This window comes from Desulfosudis oleivorans Hxd3 (assembly GCF_000018405.1).
In the GTDB taxonomy this organism is placed as follows: Bacteria; Desulfobacterota; Desulfobacteria; order Desulfobacterales; family Desulfosudaceae; genus Desulfosudis; species Desulfosudis oleivorans.
In genome coordinates this window covers 3,232,884-3,247,818 of record NC_009943.1, presented here as the reverse complement: position 1 = coordinate 3,247,818, position 14,935 = coordinate 3,232,884, and the positions used below count along the sequence as shown (strand labels likewise).

Genomic DNA, 14,935 nt, shown 5'->3' with positions numbered 1-14,935 from the left:
GTAAAAGGTCTTTTAGCAACCCCTTGTGGCAAAGTCAAGACAAAAAGGGATGTCTTTTATCAGTTGGCGCTGTTTTTCGCGCCGTTCTCCGGCTGGGCCGCCGCGACGGGCGGTGCCGGGTCGCCGGCGGCTGAATCCGCCGGTTTTAAGGCCAGATCCAGGATTTCGTCCATGTGCTCGGACAGGATGATCTCCAGCTTTTTGGCGATGGTGGGCGGAATCTCATTCAAGTCCTTTTCACACTCCTTGGGAATGATAATCCGGTGAATGCCGCCCCGGTGGGCAGCCAGGATCTTGTCCCGAATGCCGCCCACGGGCAGGACCCGGCCCCGCAGGGTGATCTCGCCGGTCATGGCCAGGTTCCGGTAGACCGGTTTCTTGGTCAGGGCCGACACCAGGGATGTGCACATGGTGACCCCGGCCGATGGTCCATCCTTGGGAATGGCGCCTTCGGGCACATGAATGTGAATGTCGAATTTTTTGTGAAAGTCCGAATCAATTTTAAACTGATCGGACCGGGACCGTACGTAGCTTACGGCGGCCTGGGCCGATTCCTTCATCACGTCGCCCAGCTTGCCGGTGATGGTCAGCTCTCCCTTGCCCGGCATGATGGCCGTCTCCACGCTCAGCAGTTCGCCGCCCACCTGGGTCCAGGCCAGGCCGGTGACCAGGCCCACTCGATCGTCGTTTTCCATCTGGCCGTGATGATAGGAGGGCGGGCCCAGGTATTTGGCCACTGTTCCGGCGGTGATGCGGAAACTGTGGTGGCCGTTGCCCTTTGCCACCTCCCGTGCGATTTTTCGGCAGATGGTGGATATCTCCCGTTCCAGGTTGCGGACCCCGGCCTCCCGGGTATAGCGCTGAATGATGGTGTAGACCGCGTTTTTGGAAAAGGTGATCTCCCGGTCGGCCACGCCGTTGGCCTTGAGCTGCTTGGGAATCAAAAACTGAGTGGCGATATTGTATTTTTCATACTCGGTGTAACCGGGCAGCTTGATGATCTCCATGCGGTCCTGCAGGGGCAGTGGAATGCTGTGCAGGCTGTTGGCCGTGGTGACAAACAGGATGTCGGACAGGTCGTAGTCCATGTCCAGGTAGTGGTCGTTAAAGGCGAAGTTCTGCTCCGGGTCCAGCACCTCCAGCAGGGCCGCCGACGGGTCGCCCCGGAAATCCATGCTCATCTTGTCCACTTCGTCCAGGCAGAACACCGGGTTGTTCACGCTGGTCTTGCGCAGGGCTTGAATGATCTTGCCGGGCATGGAGCCGATATAGGTGCGCCGGTGGCCCCGAATCTCGGCCTCATCCCGCACGCCGCCCAGAGAGATGCGCACAAAATTTCTGCCCGTGGCCCGGGCAACGGACTTGGCCAGGGAGGTTTTCCCCACGCCCGGCGGACCCACCAGGCAGAGAATGGGGCCTTTGACCTTTTTGACCAGGGACTGGACCGCCAGGTATTCCAGAATGCGCTCTTTTGGTTTTTCCAGGCCGTAGTGGTCCTCGTTTAAAATCGTCTCCGCCGCGTCAATGTTGTTGTTTACCTTGCTTCTGCTGAGCCAGGGCAGGCTGATGATCCAGTCAATGTAATTTCGGATCACGGTGTGTTCGGCGGACATGGGCGGCGTGTTCTTCAGTTTTTTCAGCTCGTGCCGGGCCTTGCGGGCCCCTTCTTTGGACATCTTTTTGCGCTTGATGCGCCGCTCCAGCTCGGCCAGCTCTTCGCCGGCCTCGTCCTTGTCCCCGCCCATCTCCTTCTTGATGGCCCGCATCTGCTCGTTGAGATAGTAGTTCTTCTGATGCTGCTCCATCTGCTTTTTGACGCGCTGCTTGATCTTCTGCTCAATGCCGGCGATTTCGATCTCCGAGCGGATGAACCCGGACAGCTCGGTCATGCGGTGTTTCAGGTCCGCCTCTTCCAGCAGCCGCTGTTTGTTCTTGATGTTGAATGGCACATGGGCCGCGATGGTATCGGCCAGCTGGGAGGCATTGGTGATGGTCGCGATGTTGGCCTGAATCTCCGGGGGCACGGCGTCCTTGTTGTGTTTTACAAAGGCGTCAAAACTTTCTCGCACCGTCCGGGTAAAGGCGGTCTCTTCGGCCAGGGGAAGGCCGGTTTCAATGACCGGGCGGACCTCAACCTTGAAAAAATCTTCACCGGGCAGGAAGTTGACGATGCGGCCCCGGACGGAGCCCTCCACCAGGGCCTTGACCGTTCCATCGGAAAGCCGCAGCATCTGAAGCACCGTGCCGATGGTGCCGATGGTCTTGATATCGTTTTTACCGGGATCGTCGATGTCGGGCCGGGTCTGAACGGCCAGGAAAATATGCTTGTCCTGGTCCATCGCCGTTGCCAGGGCCGCGATAGACCGTTCCCGGCCGATGAACAGCGGCACCACCATGTAGGGAAAAACAACGATGTCCCGTAAAGGCAACAGGGGGAGGCTCAGGCTGGACATCTCTTCCTCCTCCTGCCTGAACAGCTTGGGTATATGAATCATGGCGTCATCGCCTGTCTGGTATGGATGTGAGTCCGCGGAAGCTGGGGCATACCCGGACGGGGGTTATGCCTGCTTTTTCTGTTTTTTGGCCTGCTCGAAAATGAGCATGGGCGCTTCCTTCTTTTTGATCACCTCTTCGCCGATCACGCACTCCTTGACGCCTTCCTGGGAGGGAATTTCGTACATCAGGTCCAGCATGCAGCTTTCAAGAATGGAGCGCAGGCCCCGGGCGCCGGACTTGCGTTTCATGGCCAGGGAGGCCACCGTGGCCAGGGCGCTGTCCGTGAACCGCAGGTTGACCCCTTCGATTTCAAACAGCTTCTGAAACTGCTTGATCAGGGCGTTTTTTGGCTCGGTGAGAATTTTGACCAGGGACTCTTCGCTCAATTCGTCCAGGGTCACGATAATAGGCAACCGGCCCAGAAATTCGGGAATCAGGCCGAACCGGATCAGGTCCTGGGGCTCCACCAGCTGCAGCGACTGGTTGTAGTTTTTGTCTTTCTCACCGGTGACCTTGCTGCCGAACCCGATGGTCTTTTCTCCCACCCGGCGTTCGATGAGCTTGTCCAGGCCCGTAAAGGTACCGCCGCAGATGAACAGAATGTTGGTGGTGTCCACCTTGACAAAGTCCTGCTGCGGGTGCTTGCGGCCGCCCTTGGGCGGCACGCTGGCCAGGGTGCCTTCCATGATCTTCAGCAGGGCCTGCTGTACGCCCTCGCCGGAGACGTCCCGGGTGATGGAGGGGTTGTCGGAGCGCTGGGCGATTTTGTCGATTTCGTCCACGTAGACAATGCCCCGCTGGGCCTTTTCCACGTCATAGTCGGCGTTCTGCAGCAGGGAGAGAATGATGTTTTCCACATCCTCGCCCACGTAACCCGCCTCGGTAAGGGTGGTGGCGTCGGCAATGGTAAACGGCACGTTCAGAAACCGGGCCAGGGTCTGGGCCAGCAGGGTCTTGCCGCACCCGGTGGGGCCGATCAGCAGAATGTTGCTTTTCTGAATCTCCACGTCACTGGTTTTTACCGAGGTGTCCAGCCGCTTGTAGTGGTTGTAAACCGCCACGGCCAGGGCCTTCTTGGCCCGCTCCTGCTCGATGACGTAGTCGTCCAGCAGGGTTTTTATCTCCTTGGGCGCCAGCAGTTCACGGGTGCCCTCGGTTTCCCGCTCGTACTCCTCTTCGATGATCTCACCGCACAGGTGAATGCACTCATCGCAGATATAGACGGCCGGGCCGGCGATAAGCTTTTTGACCTCTTTCTGGGTCTTGCCGCAGAAAGAGCAGATGAGCTTTTCATGGACCTCGTCACGCTTGCTCATGATTATGCCTCCTGGGGTTTTTCCAGCTTGTCCAGATCACTTCTGTCGGTGATCACGTGGTCCACGATGCCATAGGCCTTGGCCTCTTCTCCGGACATGAAAAAGTCGCGGTCCGTGTCAACCTGAATCTGCTCAAGGGGCTTGCCGGTGTGGTGGGCCAGAATCTGGTTCAGGATATCCTTCATCCTCAGTATTTCCTTGGCCTGAATGGCGATGTCCGAGGCCTGGCCCTGGGCCCCGCCCATGGGCTGGTGGATCATGATGCGGGAGTTGGGCAGGGAAAACCGCTTGCCCTTGGCGCCGGCCGCCAGCAGAAAAGCGCCCATGCTGGCCGCATGGCCGATGCACACGGTGGCAATGTCCGATTTGATATACTGCATTGTATCATAGATTGCCATGCCGGCGGAAACCTTTCCACCGGGGGAATTGATATAGAAGTTAATGTCCTTGTCCGGATCTTCCGACTCAAGAAACAGCAGCTGGGCGATGAGCAGGTTGGCAGTCTCGTCGTCGATGGCGCTGCCGATGAACACGATACGGTCCTTGAGCAGCCGGGAGTAGATATCAAAGGCGCGCTCGCCCCTGCTTGTCTGCTCGATGACCATGGGAATTAAGGGCACTGTATACCTCCTGTTTACAAATTCGATTTATGCCTGATCCCCGGCGGTGTCGGGGCTCGAGGGATCCGGGGTCACTTCTTCAACGGTGCTACCCTCTATAATAATACGCATTGCCTTTTTTTCAAGCAGCGTGTACCGCAGCACATCGATTTGCTCGGGGTTGCCCTGGTAGTACTGCTTGACCATGTCGGCGGGCTGGCCCATGCTTTTGGCAATAGACTCAAACCCTTCGGCCAGTTCATCATCAGAAATCGCCATCTTTTCCTGGTCGATGATCTTGTTGAGAATCAGGTGGCGTTTGGCCTGCTTGACCGCTGTGTCGCGGTATTTTTCAGAAAGGGCCTCCTTGGTCTGGCCCAGGGCTTCCAGGGAGAGGTTGTAGGCCGAGTAGGTGCGATCGATTTCGTCGAGAATGCCGTCCAGTTCATGCTGCACCATGGTTTCCGGCACCTCAAAGCTGGTCTTTTCCAGCAGGGCGGTAAACACCTGTTCGTGGAGTTCCTGCTCGCCGCGGCGGTCATAGCCGGACTGAAGGTTCTTGCGAATCTCGGTCTTGAGCTGGTCCAGGGAGTCAAAGGGGCCGAACTGGGCGGCCAGCTCGTCGTTGAGCTCGGGCAGGATCTCTTCCTTCAGACTTTTGAGGGTGACGGTAAAGCTGATGGTGTTTCCGGCCAGTGTTTTGCTTCCATGGGTTTCCGGAAAGGTGACCTCGAACGTGCGGGTTTCACCAACGGTCATGCCCACTACCTGCTGGTCAAACGTTTTGTCAATGGCGCCGGAACCGATCCTGAGGTGAAATTCCTGCTCATCGGGCAGGTCCGCCACGGGCTGGCCGTCAAGACGGGCCTGGTAGTCGATGATGGCCGCGTCTTTTTCCTGCGCGGGCCGGGGTTCGGCAATGTCCTGAAGCTTGGCCAGGTTTTTGCGCAGCAGCGTGAGCTGGTGGTCCACCTCTTCGTCGGTGCAGGCGTAGAGGGGTTTTTTAAGGGTCAGCCCCTTGAAATCGATATCGTCGATTTCCGGTTTGATTTCGATGGTGGCCGAATAGGTGAAAGGACCTTCTTCGGAAAGGACCGACGGGTTGATCTGGGGGTCGCCGATGATGTTGAGCGCCTTTTCCCGAATCGCGTTTGGCAGGCTGCTCTGGATCAGCTGAATACTCACATCAGCGTGTACCTGGTCCTTGTAAAGCCTTTTGAGCATTGACATCGGGGCCTTGCCTGGTCGAAACCCTTTTATTTTTGCGGTTTTTCGAATTTGGTCAAATCCGGCGTTCAGCTCCCGGGAGACAACCTCCACGGGAATTTCAACATGGAGCACTTTTTTGATGGTGCTCTGGTCTTCTACGGTAACATGCATCTTGACTGTCCTTTTCCATTTCTAAAATTTTAAAGAAAAATACCTTGACGCACGACGGTTCACCGTCATGCGGGGATGAACCACTGACTGTTTTTCTTATGTGGTGCGAGAGGGGAGACTTGAACTCCCACTCTGTTTCCAGAGCTGGATCCTAAGTCCAGTGCGTCTACCAATTCCGCCACTCTCGCCTGGTAATTACGATGGGCGACCAGTGATGTAACCTGTTTTTTTGATGTGTTTTCCACGCCTTTCTGGTACCATTCGCTATATATTGAAGTATGTAAAGTCTGAACACTCTAAAGTCAACCGGTATTTATGTCAAGGGAAAAAAGGCTGGCAAATATGCAGGAAACAGCCATAATTATTAGGTTTCGTGCCAAACAGCGCCTGGCGGTGCTGCTGGTGGCCGGGTTTGTGGCCATTGCCGGAACGGCCCTCTGCCCGCCTGTTCGGGCCGATGCGCCTTCCGCCAAAATTATTGCGCTGGATCCCGGCCATGGCGGCACTGATACCGGCACTGAAGGCAGCGGCGGCCTGCTGGAAAAAGAGGTCACCCTGGCCCTGGCCCGCCGGGTGGCGGCCTGCCTTGAGCCGCGCTACGGCGTGGTTCTGACACGGTCCGGCGATTACCGGCTGGACGGTGTTGATCGTGCGGCCCTGGCCAACAGCCGGCAGGCAGACCTGTTTGTCAGCCTTCACGCCGGCGGCGGCTTTTCTTCCACATCAGGCGGCATCACCGTGTTTTACAGGGGGCTGCCGCCCGACAGCCTTCTGACCACTGCTGATTCTCCTGAGAGCAGTGCCGATACCTACAGTTTGTGGGACAGAGTTGATGAAAAACAGTTTTATGCCGCCAGAAGCCTGGCATCCCTGCTGCGGGAGTCCTTTGACCCCCTGGCCGTAAGCGGCGATGCCGTTGTCCGGCAGGCGCCCCTGGCGCCGCTGACAGGTATGCACATGCCCGCCGTGCTGGTGGAGGTTGGGGCCATCACCCATCCGGCGGTGGAGGACCGGTTCCGGGACCCGGATTATCTCTCCGCCCTGGCCGATGCTGTCTGTGCCGCCGTGGACCGGTTCTTCGGCCCCTGACACCGCCGGGGCCTTGCATAACCGGCCGTGGTGTGTTAAACAACCCTTTGTCTTTTTTCGCCGGGTTCGAAGGGGAGACGGGCCGGGCGTTTAAAACCCTGTCGGGGCGTGGCGCAGCCTGGTAGCGCACCTGCTTTGGGAGCAGGGGGCCGCAGGTTCAAATCCTGCCGCCCCGACCAAAAACAGCAATAACGATGTAAAACCCGTCATCCGGTTTCCTGCTTCCGGTATACCAATTTTCGTGTTTTATACCCCTGTTTGCCTCCGACAAAAAAGCAATACCCTGCCCGGGTTTGTCCAAATGGTTTGACACAGTGACAATGGATTGATAATACAAACAAAAAGCAGGCGAAGAAAACCATCGGTAATGAAGGGGTTGGCCGGATGCCGCATGTAGAAACCGGGCCTGGAGTCAGCATGAAACATTCAAACGGGACATGGCGCGCGCTGTGGGGCGCGTTATTTGTTGTCAGCCTTTTGTTGACAGGCTGTGGCGGTGGCACCTCGGATGATGCCGCTTCACCGGATATTGTGCTGAGCGGGCAGGTGGATGCCTCCGCCATCCCGGGAAGTGAGCGGCGCGGGCCGATTTTTGTGGCAGCGGCAAAGACAGCGGACATGGAACAACTGGAGAATGACCCCGAATCCGTGGTGGTGGATATCAAGCCCGTGGACGCGGACAACCGCTATCGCATGGATGTCTCGCTGCTGGGCATGTCGCCGGGGGAAACCGTTCACCTGATCGCGTTTATTGACAACAATTTTTCTGATTCCCCGGCCCTGGATACCGGGGATTTTCTGGGGTTTTACCTGCCGCCGGAATCCTTTGACACCGCCTATACCCTCAGGGCGGGCCAGAACAGAAACCTGGATATCGCCATCACCCGCGAGGTGTTCGACTTTGAGGCGGAACTCGGGGGCACCGTTTTCTGCGACAACGGCCTGTTTGACTGTGAGGGCGGACATGACCTGACCATCGTGGCCTATGCGGCACCCATTACCTCGTCGGACTTTACCGGGCTGGACACGGACGGTGTGATCGGGTTTAAAACCTATGAAGACGTCTCTTTTCCCCTGGATTACACGCTTCCCATTCTGCCGTACGGGTATGATGTGCCCATTGAAAATGTTCACCTGGTGGCGTTTCTGGATGTTGACGGCAACGGCGAGGTGAATGCCGGGGATGTGGTGGGCAGTTATGCCGCGTCCGCCGATGCCATGCCGGCCTGCCTGACGATAACCGGCGGCATGACACCGGAAACAGACCGGTTTCCCGTTTACATGATGCAGATGGTCAATGCCCCGGCGAGCGGCAGCGACATCACGGTCTCAGGCAGCATCACCATGCCGTTTGGCGGGGAAAACAGAGCGGACATGCCGGTGGTGCTGGTGGTGGGCGATCCCGACGCCATGAACGACGGCGAGAGCGGGCTTGATGCCTTTGAGTATTTTCAGATGCTTTCCCCCGGCGAATATGATTTTACCCTGGACCTTTCATCCACCCGGTTTGCCCCCGGCGACGCGGTGATGGTGACGGCCCTGTGGGACCGGGACTTTGACGGGTGCTTTCCCGATGTAAGCCCCGGGGACTGGGTGGGGTTTTACGCGGATGCCGGCAGTCAGCAGTTTTCCGTTGTGCTGGCAGATGGTGACAATCCGGGGATTGATATCAGGATCAGTCGCGAGGTGTTTGACTTTGAGGCCGAGATCGGCGGCACCGTTTTCTGCGACAACGGCCTGTTTGACTGTGAGGGCGGGCATGATATTACGATTGTGGCCTATGCGGAACCCATCACCTCGTCTAACTTTACCGGGCTGGACCCGGACGGTGTGATCGGCTTTAAAACCTATGAAGACGTCTCTTTTCCCCTGGATTACACCCTTCCCATTCTGCCTTACGGGTATGACGTACCCATTGAAAATATTCACCTGGTGGCGTTTCTGGATGTTGACGGCAACGGAGAGGTCAATACCGGGGATGTGGTGGGCAGCTATGCCGCGTCCGCTGACGCCATGCCGGACTGCCTGACGATATATGACGGCATGGCACCGGCAACAGACCGGTTTCCTATTTACATGATGCAGACGGTGAGTTCTTCGGCCGCCGGCAGCGATATCACGATTTCGGGCAGCATCACCATGCCGTTTGGCGGGGAAAACACAGCGGACATGCCGGTGGTGCTGGCCGTGGGCGATCCCGGCGCCATGGGTGACGGCGGTGGCGGGTTTGACGCCTTTGATTACTTTCAGATACTATCCCCCGGCGAATATGCGTTTACCCTGGACCTTTCATCCACCCGGTTTGCTCCCGGCGACGCGGTGATGGTGACGGCCCTGTGGGACCGGGATTTTAACCGGTGCTTTCCCGATGTAAACCCGGGGGACTGGGTGGGGTTTTACGCGGATGCAGGCAGCCAGCAGTTTTCCGTTGTACTGGCCGACGGTGACACTCCAGGGATTGATATCACGATCACCCGCGAGGTGTTTGACTTTGAGGCGGAAATCGGCGGCACCGTTTTCTGCGACAGCGGCCTGTTTGACTGTGACGGCGGGCATGATATTACGGTTGTGGCCTATGCCGGGGCCATCACCTCCCTGGACTTTGATGAATTGGACCCGGACGCCATTATCGGATTTAAAACATATGCCGGTACGGCTTTTCCCCTGACTTACACGCTTCCCATTCTGCCGTACGGCTATGACGTGCCCATTGAAAACGTCCATGTGGTGGCGTTTCTGGACATCAACGATAACGGCATGATTGATGCCGGTGACATTCTGGGGAGCCATGCCGATGCGGCCGGCGGCATGCCGAGGTGTATCACGATTGTAGACGGCATGACCCCGCAAACAGATGTTCCCATCTACTTTATCAGTGAGATTGCCGGGGCAGGCGGATGGGACATCACCCTGTCCGGCAGCGTCACCCTGCCGCCTGGAGGCGAGAACCGGGCCGATGAACCGGTGGTGGTGGCGGTGGCCGATCCGGCTGTCATGCTGTCCGGCGGCAGTACCCTGGCGGCGGTGGATTACTTTAAAACCATTCCCGCCGGTGAACTGGATTATGAACTGGACCTTTCCGGAACCCGTTTTGTCCCGGGAGACGAGGTGATGGTATTTGCCCTGTGGGACCGGGATTACGGGGGCTGTTTTCCGGAACTCACGCCCGGGGACGTGGTCGGTTTTTATTCAACCGGCGTTCAGTCGCTTACCGTTGTCCTGGAGGACGGTTCTAACCCGGGAATTGACATTGATATCAACCGGGCGGTGTACAATTTTGAAGCTGAAATCGGCGGCACGGTCGTCTGCGACGGTGGAGCGGTTACCTGCGAAAACGGTCATGACCTGACCATTGTGGCGTATGCGGAACCTGTCAATTCACTGGATTTTTCCGAACTGGACCCGGACGGTGTGATCGGCTACACGACCTACACCGATGTCTCTTTTCCCCTGGATTATACGCTTCCCATTCTGCCGTACGGGTATGATGTGCCCATCGAGAATGTACATGTCATTGCCTTTCTGGACGCGGACGATGACGGCGCGGCCGGCCCGGATGACATTGTCGGATATCACGCGGATGAGAACGGCATGCCCGCCCCTGTCACCATCACCGGCGGCATGACAGCGGCGACCACGGATGTTGGAATCTCCATGTCAACGACCATCCCTCAGCCCGGGGGGTATAACATGTGGGTCACCGGCAGCATTGAGCCGCCGGATGGATATGACGCGGACGCACCGCCGATCTATATTATTATTACAGACGAGCAGGACGGGCTGTCCGAGCCGGACATGTCCGCCATCCGTTATTTCCAAAGGCTTGACGCCGGGGCCATCGACTTTGATATTGACCTGTCCGGCACTGCCCTGGCACCCGGTGACCGGGTGACCATTCTGGCGCTCTGGGACCAGGACTTTAACGGGTTCCCGGTTTTAACACCGGTAGTGGATCTGCTGGGCATCTACATGAACACGGGCAGCCTTGAGTTCGGCATGGCCCTTGAGACCGGGGATAACATTGTGGATCCCGGCCAGGCGGACTGGTCCTTTGCCGTGAACCGGCGGTATTACGACCACGATGCGTCGGTCTTTTTTCAGATCAACTGTAATGGCAACTGCGGTACAGGAGATGATCTTATTTTCGGGGCCATCACCAGCCAGGGGGTCAACGGCGGCAGCGGATTTCAGCCCACCGGCAACACCTTTGACCTGGATTATGTCGTCGGCCTTGACTCCGCCGTTGTGCAGGCAGACACTAACTACTGGTACGAGATGGATTTTTTAAAAATTCTGCGGGATCAGGCCGGTGTGCATCCCAACCCCTCTGACCCGTCATTTCCCGCCGGCGATTTTTCCATGGACGCGGTCTACCTGTTTGCCGTTGTGGACAGCAACGGTGATGGCCAGCCGGATACCGGCGACGCCATGGGGTTTTACTGGGAATGGGTTATTTTCCCGCTTCTTCGCGCCCCTTCTGATTTTGCGGTGTCTGACACCGCAAACGTGCTGGGGGGCAACCGGGTTCTTTTCTGGGGGCAGACGTATTAAAAATTGTAAGTTAAGTCCGCGTACACCCGGTTGTTGTCGTGAATGTTGTCATAGGTGATGCTGTCACCGTCCTGGTAGAAGAGGGCGCCGATGCCGCCGGTGAGGCGGTCGGTAAAATCATAAGACGCGGAAAGGCGCTCAAAGGCGCCGTCTTCTCCCTGGCCGCCCCTTAAAAGGCCGAAAAAGACCAGCTCAAGCCGTTCACGCAGAAAGGTCCGGGAGACCCGAAGGGCTGCTTCGAACTGTGTTTCCACGGCGTAGTCCGGCATCTTTTTCATGGCCGGCTCAAAGTCGTCCACCCATGTTTGTAAAAGATCCAGGGAAACAGTAGTGTTTTTCAGGCCTGAATACTCCAGGCCGACCAGCCACCTCAACTTCCCTTTTTCATCCTCCGTGCTGGTGTACCGGTAACCATCGGTATAGGAGAGCTCCGTCTTGAAAAGCCAGCTGCCGGTGGTGACATTGGCGGCCCCGCCCACCATGTACAGCCTGGCATGACGGCGCACGGCCACAATATCCTGTTCATAAACCGGCTGGGTCCCGCCCCCGGGCAGCGGAATGGTATCCACGAGGGTGTATTCATAGCCCAGCAGTTCATAGTAAGTGTCGTCATCAAACAGATAGGCGCCGTATAAAGACGCGTCCCACCCGTGAAAGATGCCTTTTATCGCCATTGCCAGTTCTGTATTGGCAAGGCTCGGACTGGGCACTACCTCGCCGGGCTGGGCTTCGTTTAAGGGATAAAAGTCGTTGCCGACCACCGGCATTTTGTTGAACCGGATTTCTGGAATGGCAATGCCGGTGATGGAAAAGGCGCCTGTGTAATAATCCAGCCGGGTCATGCACACCGGCAGGCGAATGTCTTCGATATCCACCAGGCCGGGGGTGCGGCTGTCAACGGGATTCAGCACATCAGTGACACGAAAGTTCTCCGACCGTCCCCAGACCACTATCTGGCGGCCCACCTTCAGGTCAAGGGACGGCAAAAGAGAGCCCTGCACATAGGCCTCCCGGATTTCAGCCTCGTCTTCATACACGTCCAGCACCTGGCTGGTGTAGTTGTCACGGCCCTGGATGGCGTATGCAAAATCATAGAACGCCCGGCCGCTGACGCGAGCCTTCCAGGAGTGATAAATATCCCGATCAATTTGCAGGTCAAGTTCCGATCGCATGCGCGACAGGCCGCGGTGATCGGTCCAGCCGGGTTCAGGGGGATCATGGTTGACGTTAAAGACAGTGGAGAGCTTTACCGAACCGCCCACATCCCAGGGAGAGGCGGTTGTGTCCGCGGCGTCAAGCTCAAGCGAAGATGTCTCGTCCTCAAACCCGGACAGTACATCGCCGAGGTCGCCGGAAGTTTCCCCATCGCCGTCAAACCCTGCCAGAACACCGTCCAGGCCATCAGCGGATGTCCCGCCATCATCAAACCCTGAAAGCACATCATCCAGGGCGGGATCACCGGTGCCGTCGGTGTCCGCGCCGGCCAGCCGGTCTTCCTGCAAAGTGCCGGCATCCGAACCTTTATTCGTTTTTTGATCGGCAGAGCGTTTTTCCGGGTGTCGCTCTGACAGGCGGGCATACTGTTTGAACACAAACCCTTCGGTGCCGTCGGACTTGCGGATTTTGACCCACGCTTCCAGGACTTCCAGGACCGTCGATGTTTCCGAAGCGGTCAGTTTCCCCACGACATCGGCATTCAGGCCAGGCCGGCTTCTGATATTCAGCACCGGCACGGTGGCGGTGAGCAACACGGGTTTCTCTGAAGGCGGGTCCGGCATCAACGCCTCTTCAGGCGCCTGTTCCGGTTGTATGACGGCGGTGTATTCTTTGAACACAAACCCTTCCGTGCCATCGGATTTGCGGATTTTGACCCACTTTTCCAGAACTTCCAGGGCCGTTGATGTTTCCGAAGCGGTCAGTTTCCCCACGACCCCGGCATTCAGGCCGGGCCGGCTTCTGATATTCAGCACCGGCACGGTGGATTGAATCTCAACGGCCTGCTGCCTGCCTGCGGTGTCCGCGGCCATTGTAAAGAAGGGAACACCCCATATCATAAAAAAATACAGCAGGCCCCACACTCCATTGCGCCGGTTTATCCGCATGTGCCCTCTTCTGGCTCCCGTATCCGGGTGAAGTCCCTATATGTGATGATTCTTGTTTTTCCCCTTAAACACTGATAAAGAATTGTTTATGGTGAATTAATGAGGACTATTTCATTTTTTGCACTGCTTTTCAAGGGGGACAATCAAAGATGCCGAAGAATCAATCCAGAAAAGTAACCAACGGACCAAGGGTTTATATCGCGTCGGACTACATTGATAAAGCCTACCGGTTTCCCATCTGCAATCAATTTATTGTGGAAGGACGGGGGAATATTGATTTGCAGGCATTGACCCATGCGGTACATGCTGCCGCTGCAGCCAATCCCAGCACCCGGCTGGTCTATAGGGGCTGGCTGAGCGCCTCCCGGCTTGTGGATTCCGGTGTGGCCCCACCGGTCACCGAACTGGACGGCGCCCAATGGTCCGGGTTGAATTTTCAGGGCACCTCTTTTTACAAGCGGCCCCTGCCGATAAAAACCGGCCCCACCAGTGAAGTGCTGGTGTTCAGGGGCGACCCCCTGCGGCTGGTATTCCGGACCCACCACGGAATTACCGACGGGCAGGGGACCTTCATGTGGATTGCGGATGTGTTTCGTATTCTGCGCGGCGAAGCACCCGAGGGGTCGGGCTATGCCGAGTCCATCGACCAGTTCCGGAACGTCACCGGCATGCATGAGCCCAAATGGAAGGGCGGGCAGTGCGTTGCGCCCACGGGAAACCCGGGAGCGGCATCGCCCGACATCTCCTTTTGCCGCATGGATGTGAAAGGGCCGATCTCCAAACTCCTGCCCAAAGTCGCGCTGCTGTCGGCACAGGCGGCATGGCAAAAGAACCCGGATGGAAAGGTAATCTTCGGGATTCCATTATCCCTGCGGCCCCGGCGGCCGGACATTAAATCTGCCAGCAACCTGTCCCGTGCCCTGTATATTGAAATCACCCGGGAAACCACCATTGAGGCGATTCAACAGCGCATTCAGGCCTACATGGAGCAGGACGGAAAGCCGGCATTTGCGGAGAAAATCATACCGCGCCTTCCCCTGTGGGTGTTGCGCCGCTACCTGGAAAACGACATCAAAAAAGGCCTGAAAACCGGCCGGTACTGGGTTTCGGGATTTATGTCCAATATGGGCCGGATCCCCGCCCCCCTGGTGACCCTTGATACGTTTATCCCAGACATGATGTTTGCCGTCCCCCCCTGCGGCATGATGACGCCGTTTTTTATCGGTATGATGGGATTTAACAAGACCATTTCCATTCTTTTGTCCATGCCCTCCCATCTGGCCACCGGCAACCGGGACAGGGCATTTATGGAGTTTCTTGCCGAAAACCTGGAGTAGAATGCCGGGACTAATCCATGGAAGGATAATACACCAGAGAAATCATGGAAACAGGAAACGCCGCA

General features: G+C 57.2%; 8 protein-coding genes and 2 tRNA genes. 4 read left to right on the top strand and 6 right to left on the bottom strand.

The window, feature by feature from the left end; translation table 11 throughout:
• Positions 1-59: 59 nt before the first annotated feature.
• The 5 genes from lon to DOLE_RS13820 all read right to left on the bottom strand — a co-directional run bounded on the left by lon (position 60) and on the right by DOLE_RS13820 (position 5,979).
• The gene (gene lon / locus DOLE_RS13840; protein WP_012176109.1) at positions 60-2,495 is read right to left on the bottom strand and encodes an endopeptidase La; all 2,436 of its coding nucleotides are present in this window, start codon (positions 2,493-2,495) and stop codon (positions 60-62) included.
• A gap of 63 nt (positions 2,496-2,558) precedes the next feature.
• A complete protein-coding gene (gene clpX / locus DOLE_RS13835; RefSeq protein WP_012176108.1) occupies positions 2,559-3,812 on the bottom strand; it encodes an ATP-dependent Clp protease ATP-binding subunit ClpX in 1,254 nt (417 codons plus the stop codon).
• Positions 3,813-3,814: 2 nt separating this feature from the next.
• On the bottom strand, positions 3,815-4,432 hold the full coding sequence (clpP, locus tag DOLE_RS13830) for an ATP-dependent Clp endopeptidase proteolytic subunit ClpP (protein WP_012176107.1): 618 nt from the start codon (positions 4,430-4,432) through the stop codon (positions 3,815-3,817).
• Positions 4,433-4,459: 27 nt separating this feature from the next.
• On the bottom strand, positions 4,460-5,791 hold the full coding sequence (tig, locus tag DOLE_RS13825) for a trigger factor (RefSeq protein WP_012176106.1): 1,332 nt from the start codon (positions 5,789-5,791) through the stop codon (positions 4,460-4,462).
• A 101-nt stretch (positions 5,792-5,892) separates the two neighbouring features.
• Positions 5,893-5,979, bottom strand: a tRNA-Leu gene (locus tag DOLE_RS13820).
• 154 nt (positions 5,980-6,133) lie between these two features.
• Here DOLE_RS13820 and DOLE_RS13815 point away from each other — a divergent pair.
• The 3 genes from DOLE_RS13815 (at position 6,134) to DOLE_RS13805 (ending at position 11,431) form a co-directional block, all read left to right on the top strand.
• Positions 6,134-6,880 carry an N-acetylmuramoyl-L-alanine amidase gene (locus tag DOLE_RS13815; protein ID WP_041280585.1) on the top strand — a complete coding sequence of 249 codons (747 nt, stop codon included), beginning with the start codon at positions 6,134-6,136 and terminating at the stop codon, positions 6,878-6,880.
• Between the two features lie 102 nt (positions 6,881-6,982).
• Positions 6,983-7,059, top strand: a tRNA-Pro gene (locus DOLE_RS13810).
• 238 nt (positions 7,060-7,297) lie between these two features.
• Positions 7,298-11,431 carry a hypothetical protein gene (locus tag DOLE_RS13805; protein WP_012176104.1) on the top strand — a complete coding sequence of 1,378 codons (4,134 nt, stop codon included), beginning with the start codon at positions 7,298-7,300 and terminating at the stop codon, positions 11,429-11,431.
• Here DOLE_RS13805 and DOLE_RS13800 read toward each other — a convergent pair.
• Positions 11,428-13,533, bottom strand: a complete 2,106-nt coding sequence (locus tag DOLE_RS13800) for an SH3 domain-containing protein (RefSeq protein ID WP_041280584.1) — start codon at positions 13,531-13,533, stop codon at positions 11,428-11,430. The two genes, DOLE_RS13805 and DOLE_RS13800, sit on opposite strands and share 4 nt — an antisense overlap.
• 149 nt (positions 13,534-13,682) lie before the next feature.
• Between DOLE_RS13800 and DOLE_RS13795 the strand changes: the two genes are divergently transcribed.
• Complete coding sequence (locus DOLE_RS13795) at positions 13,683-14,870, top strand: hypothetical protein (protein ID WP_012176102.1); 1,188 nt, start codon at positions 13,683-13,685, stop codon at positions 14,868-14,870.
• Positions 14,871-14,935 lie beyond the last annotated feature (65 nt).

Coding starts and splice junctions, on each gene's coding strand:
- lon (WP_012176109.1), bottom strand. CDS start 2,495: ATGATTCATATACCCAAGCTGTTCAGGCAGGAGGAGGAAGAGATGTCC.
- clpX (WP_012176108.1), bottom strand. CDS start 3,812: ATGAGCAAGCGTGACGAGGTCCATGAAAAGCTCATCTGCTCTTTCTGC.
- tig (WP_012176106.1), bottom strand. CDS start 5,791: ATGCATGTTACCGTAGAAGACCAGAGCACCATCAAAAAAGTGCTCCAT.
- DOLE_RS13805 (WP_012176104.1), top strand. CDS start 7,298: ATGAAACATTCAAACGGGACATGGCGCGCGCTGTGGGGCGCGTTATTT.
- DOLE_RS13795 (WP_012176102.1), top strand. CDS start 13,683: ATGCCGAAGAATCAATCCAGAAAAGTAACCAACGGACCAAGGGTTTAT.
- DOLE_RS13800 (WP_041280584.1), bottom strand. CDS start 13,533: ATGCGGATAAACCGGCGCAATGGAGTGTGGGGCCTGCTGTATTTTTTT.
- DOLE_RS13815 (WP_041280585.1), top strand. CDS start 6,134: ATGCAGGAAACAGCCATAATTATTAGGTTTCGTGCCAAACAGCGCCTG.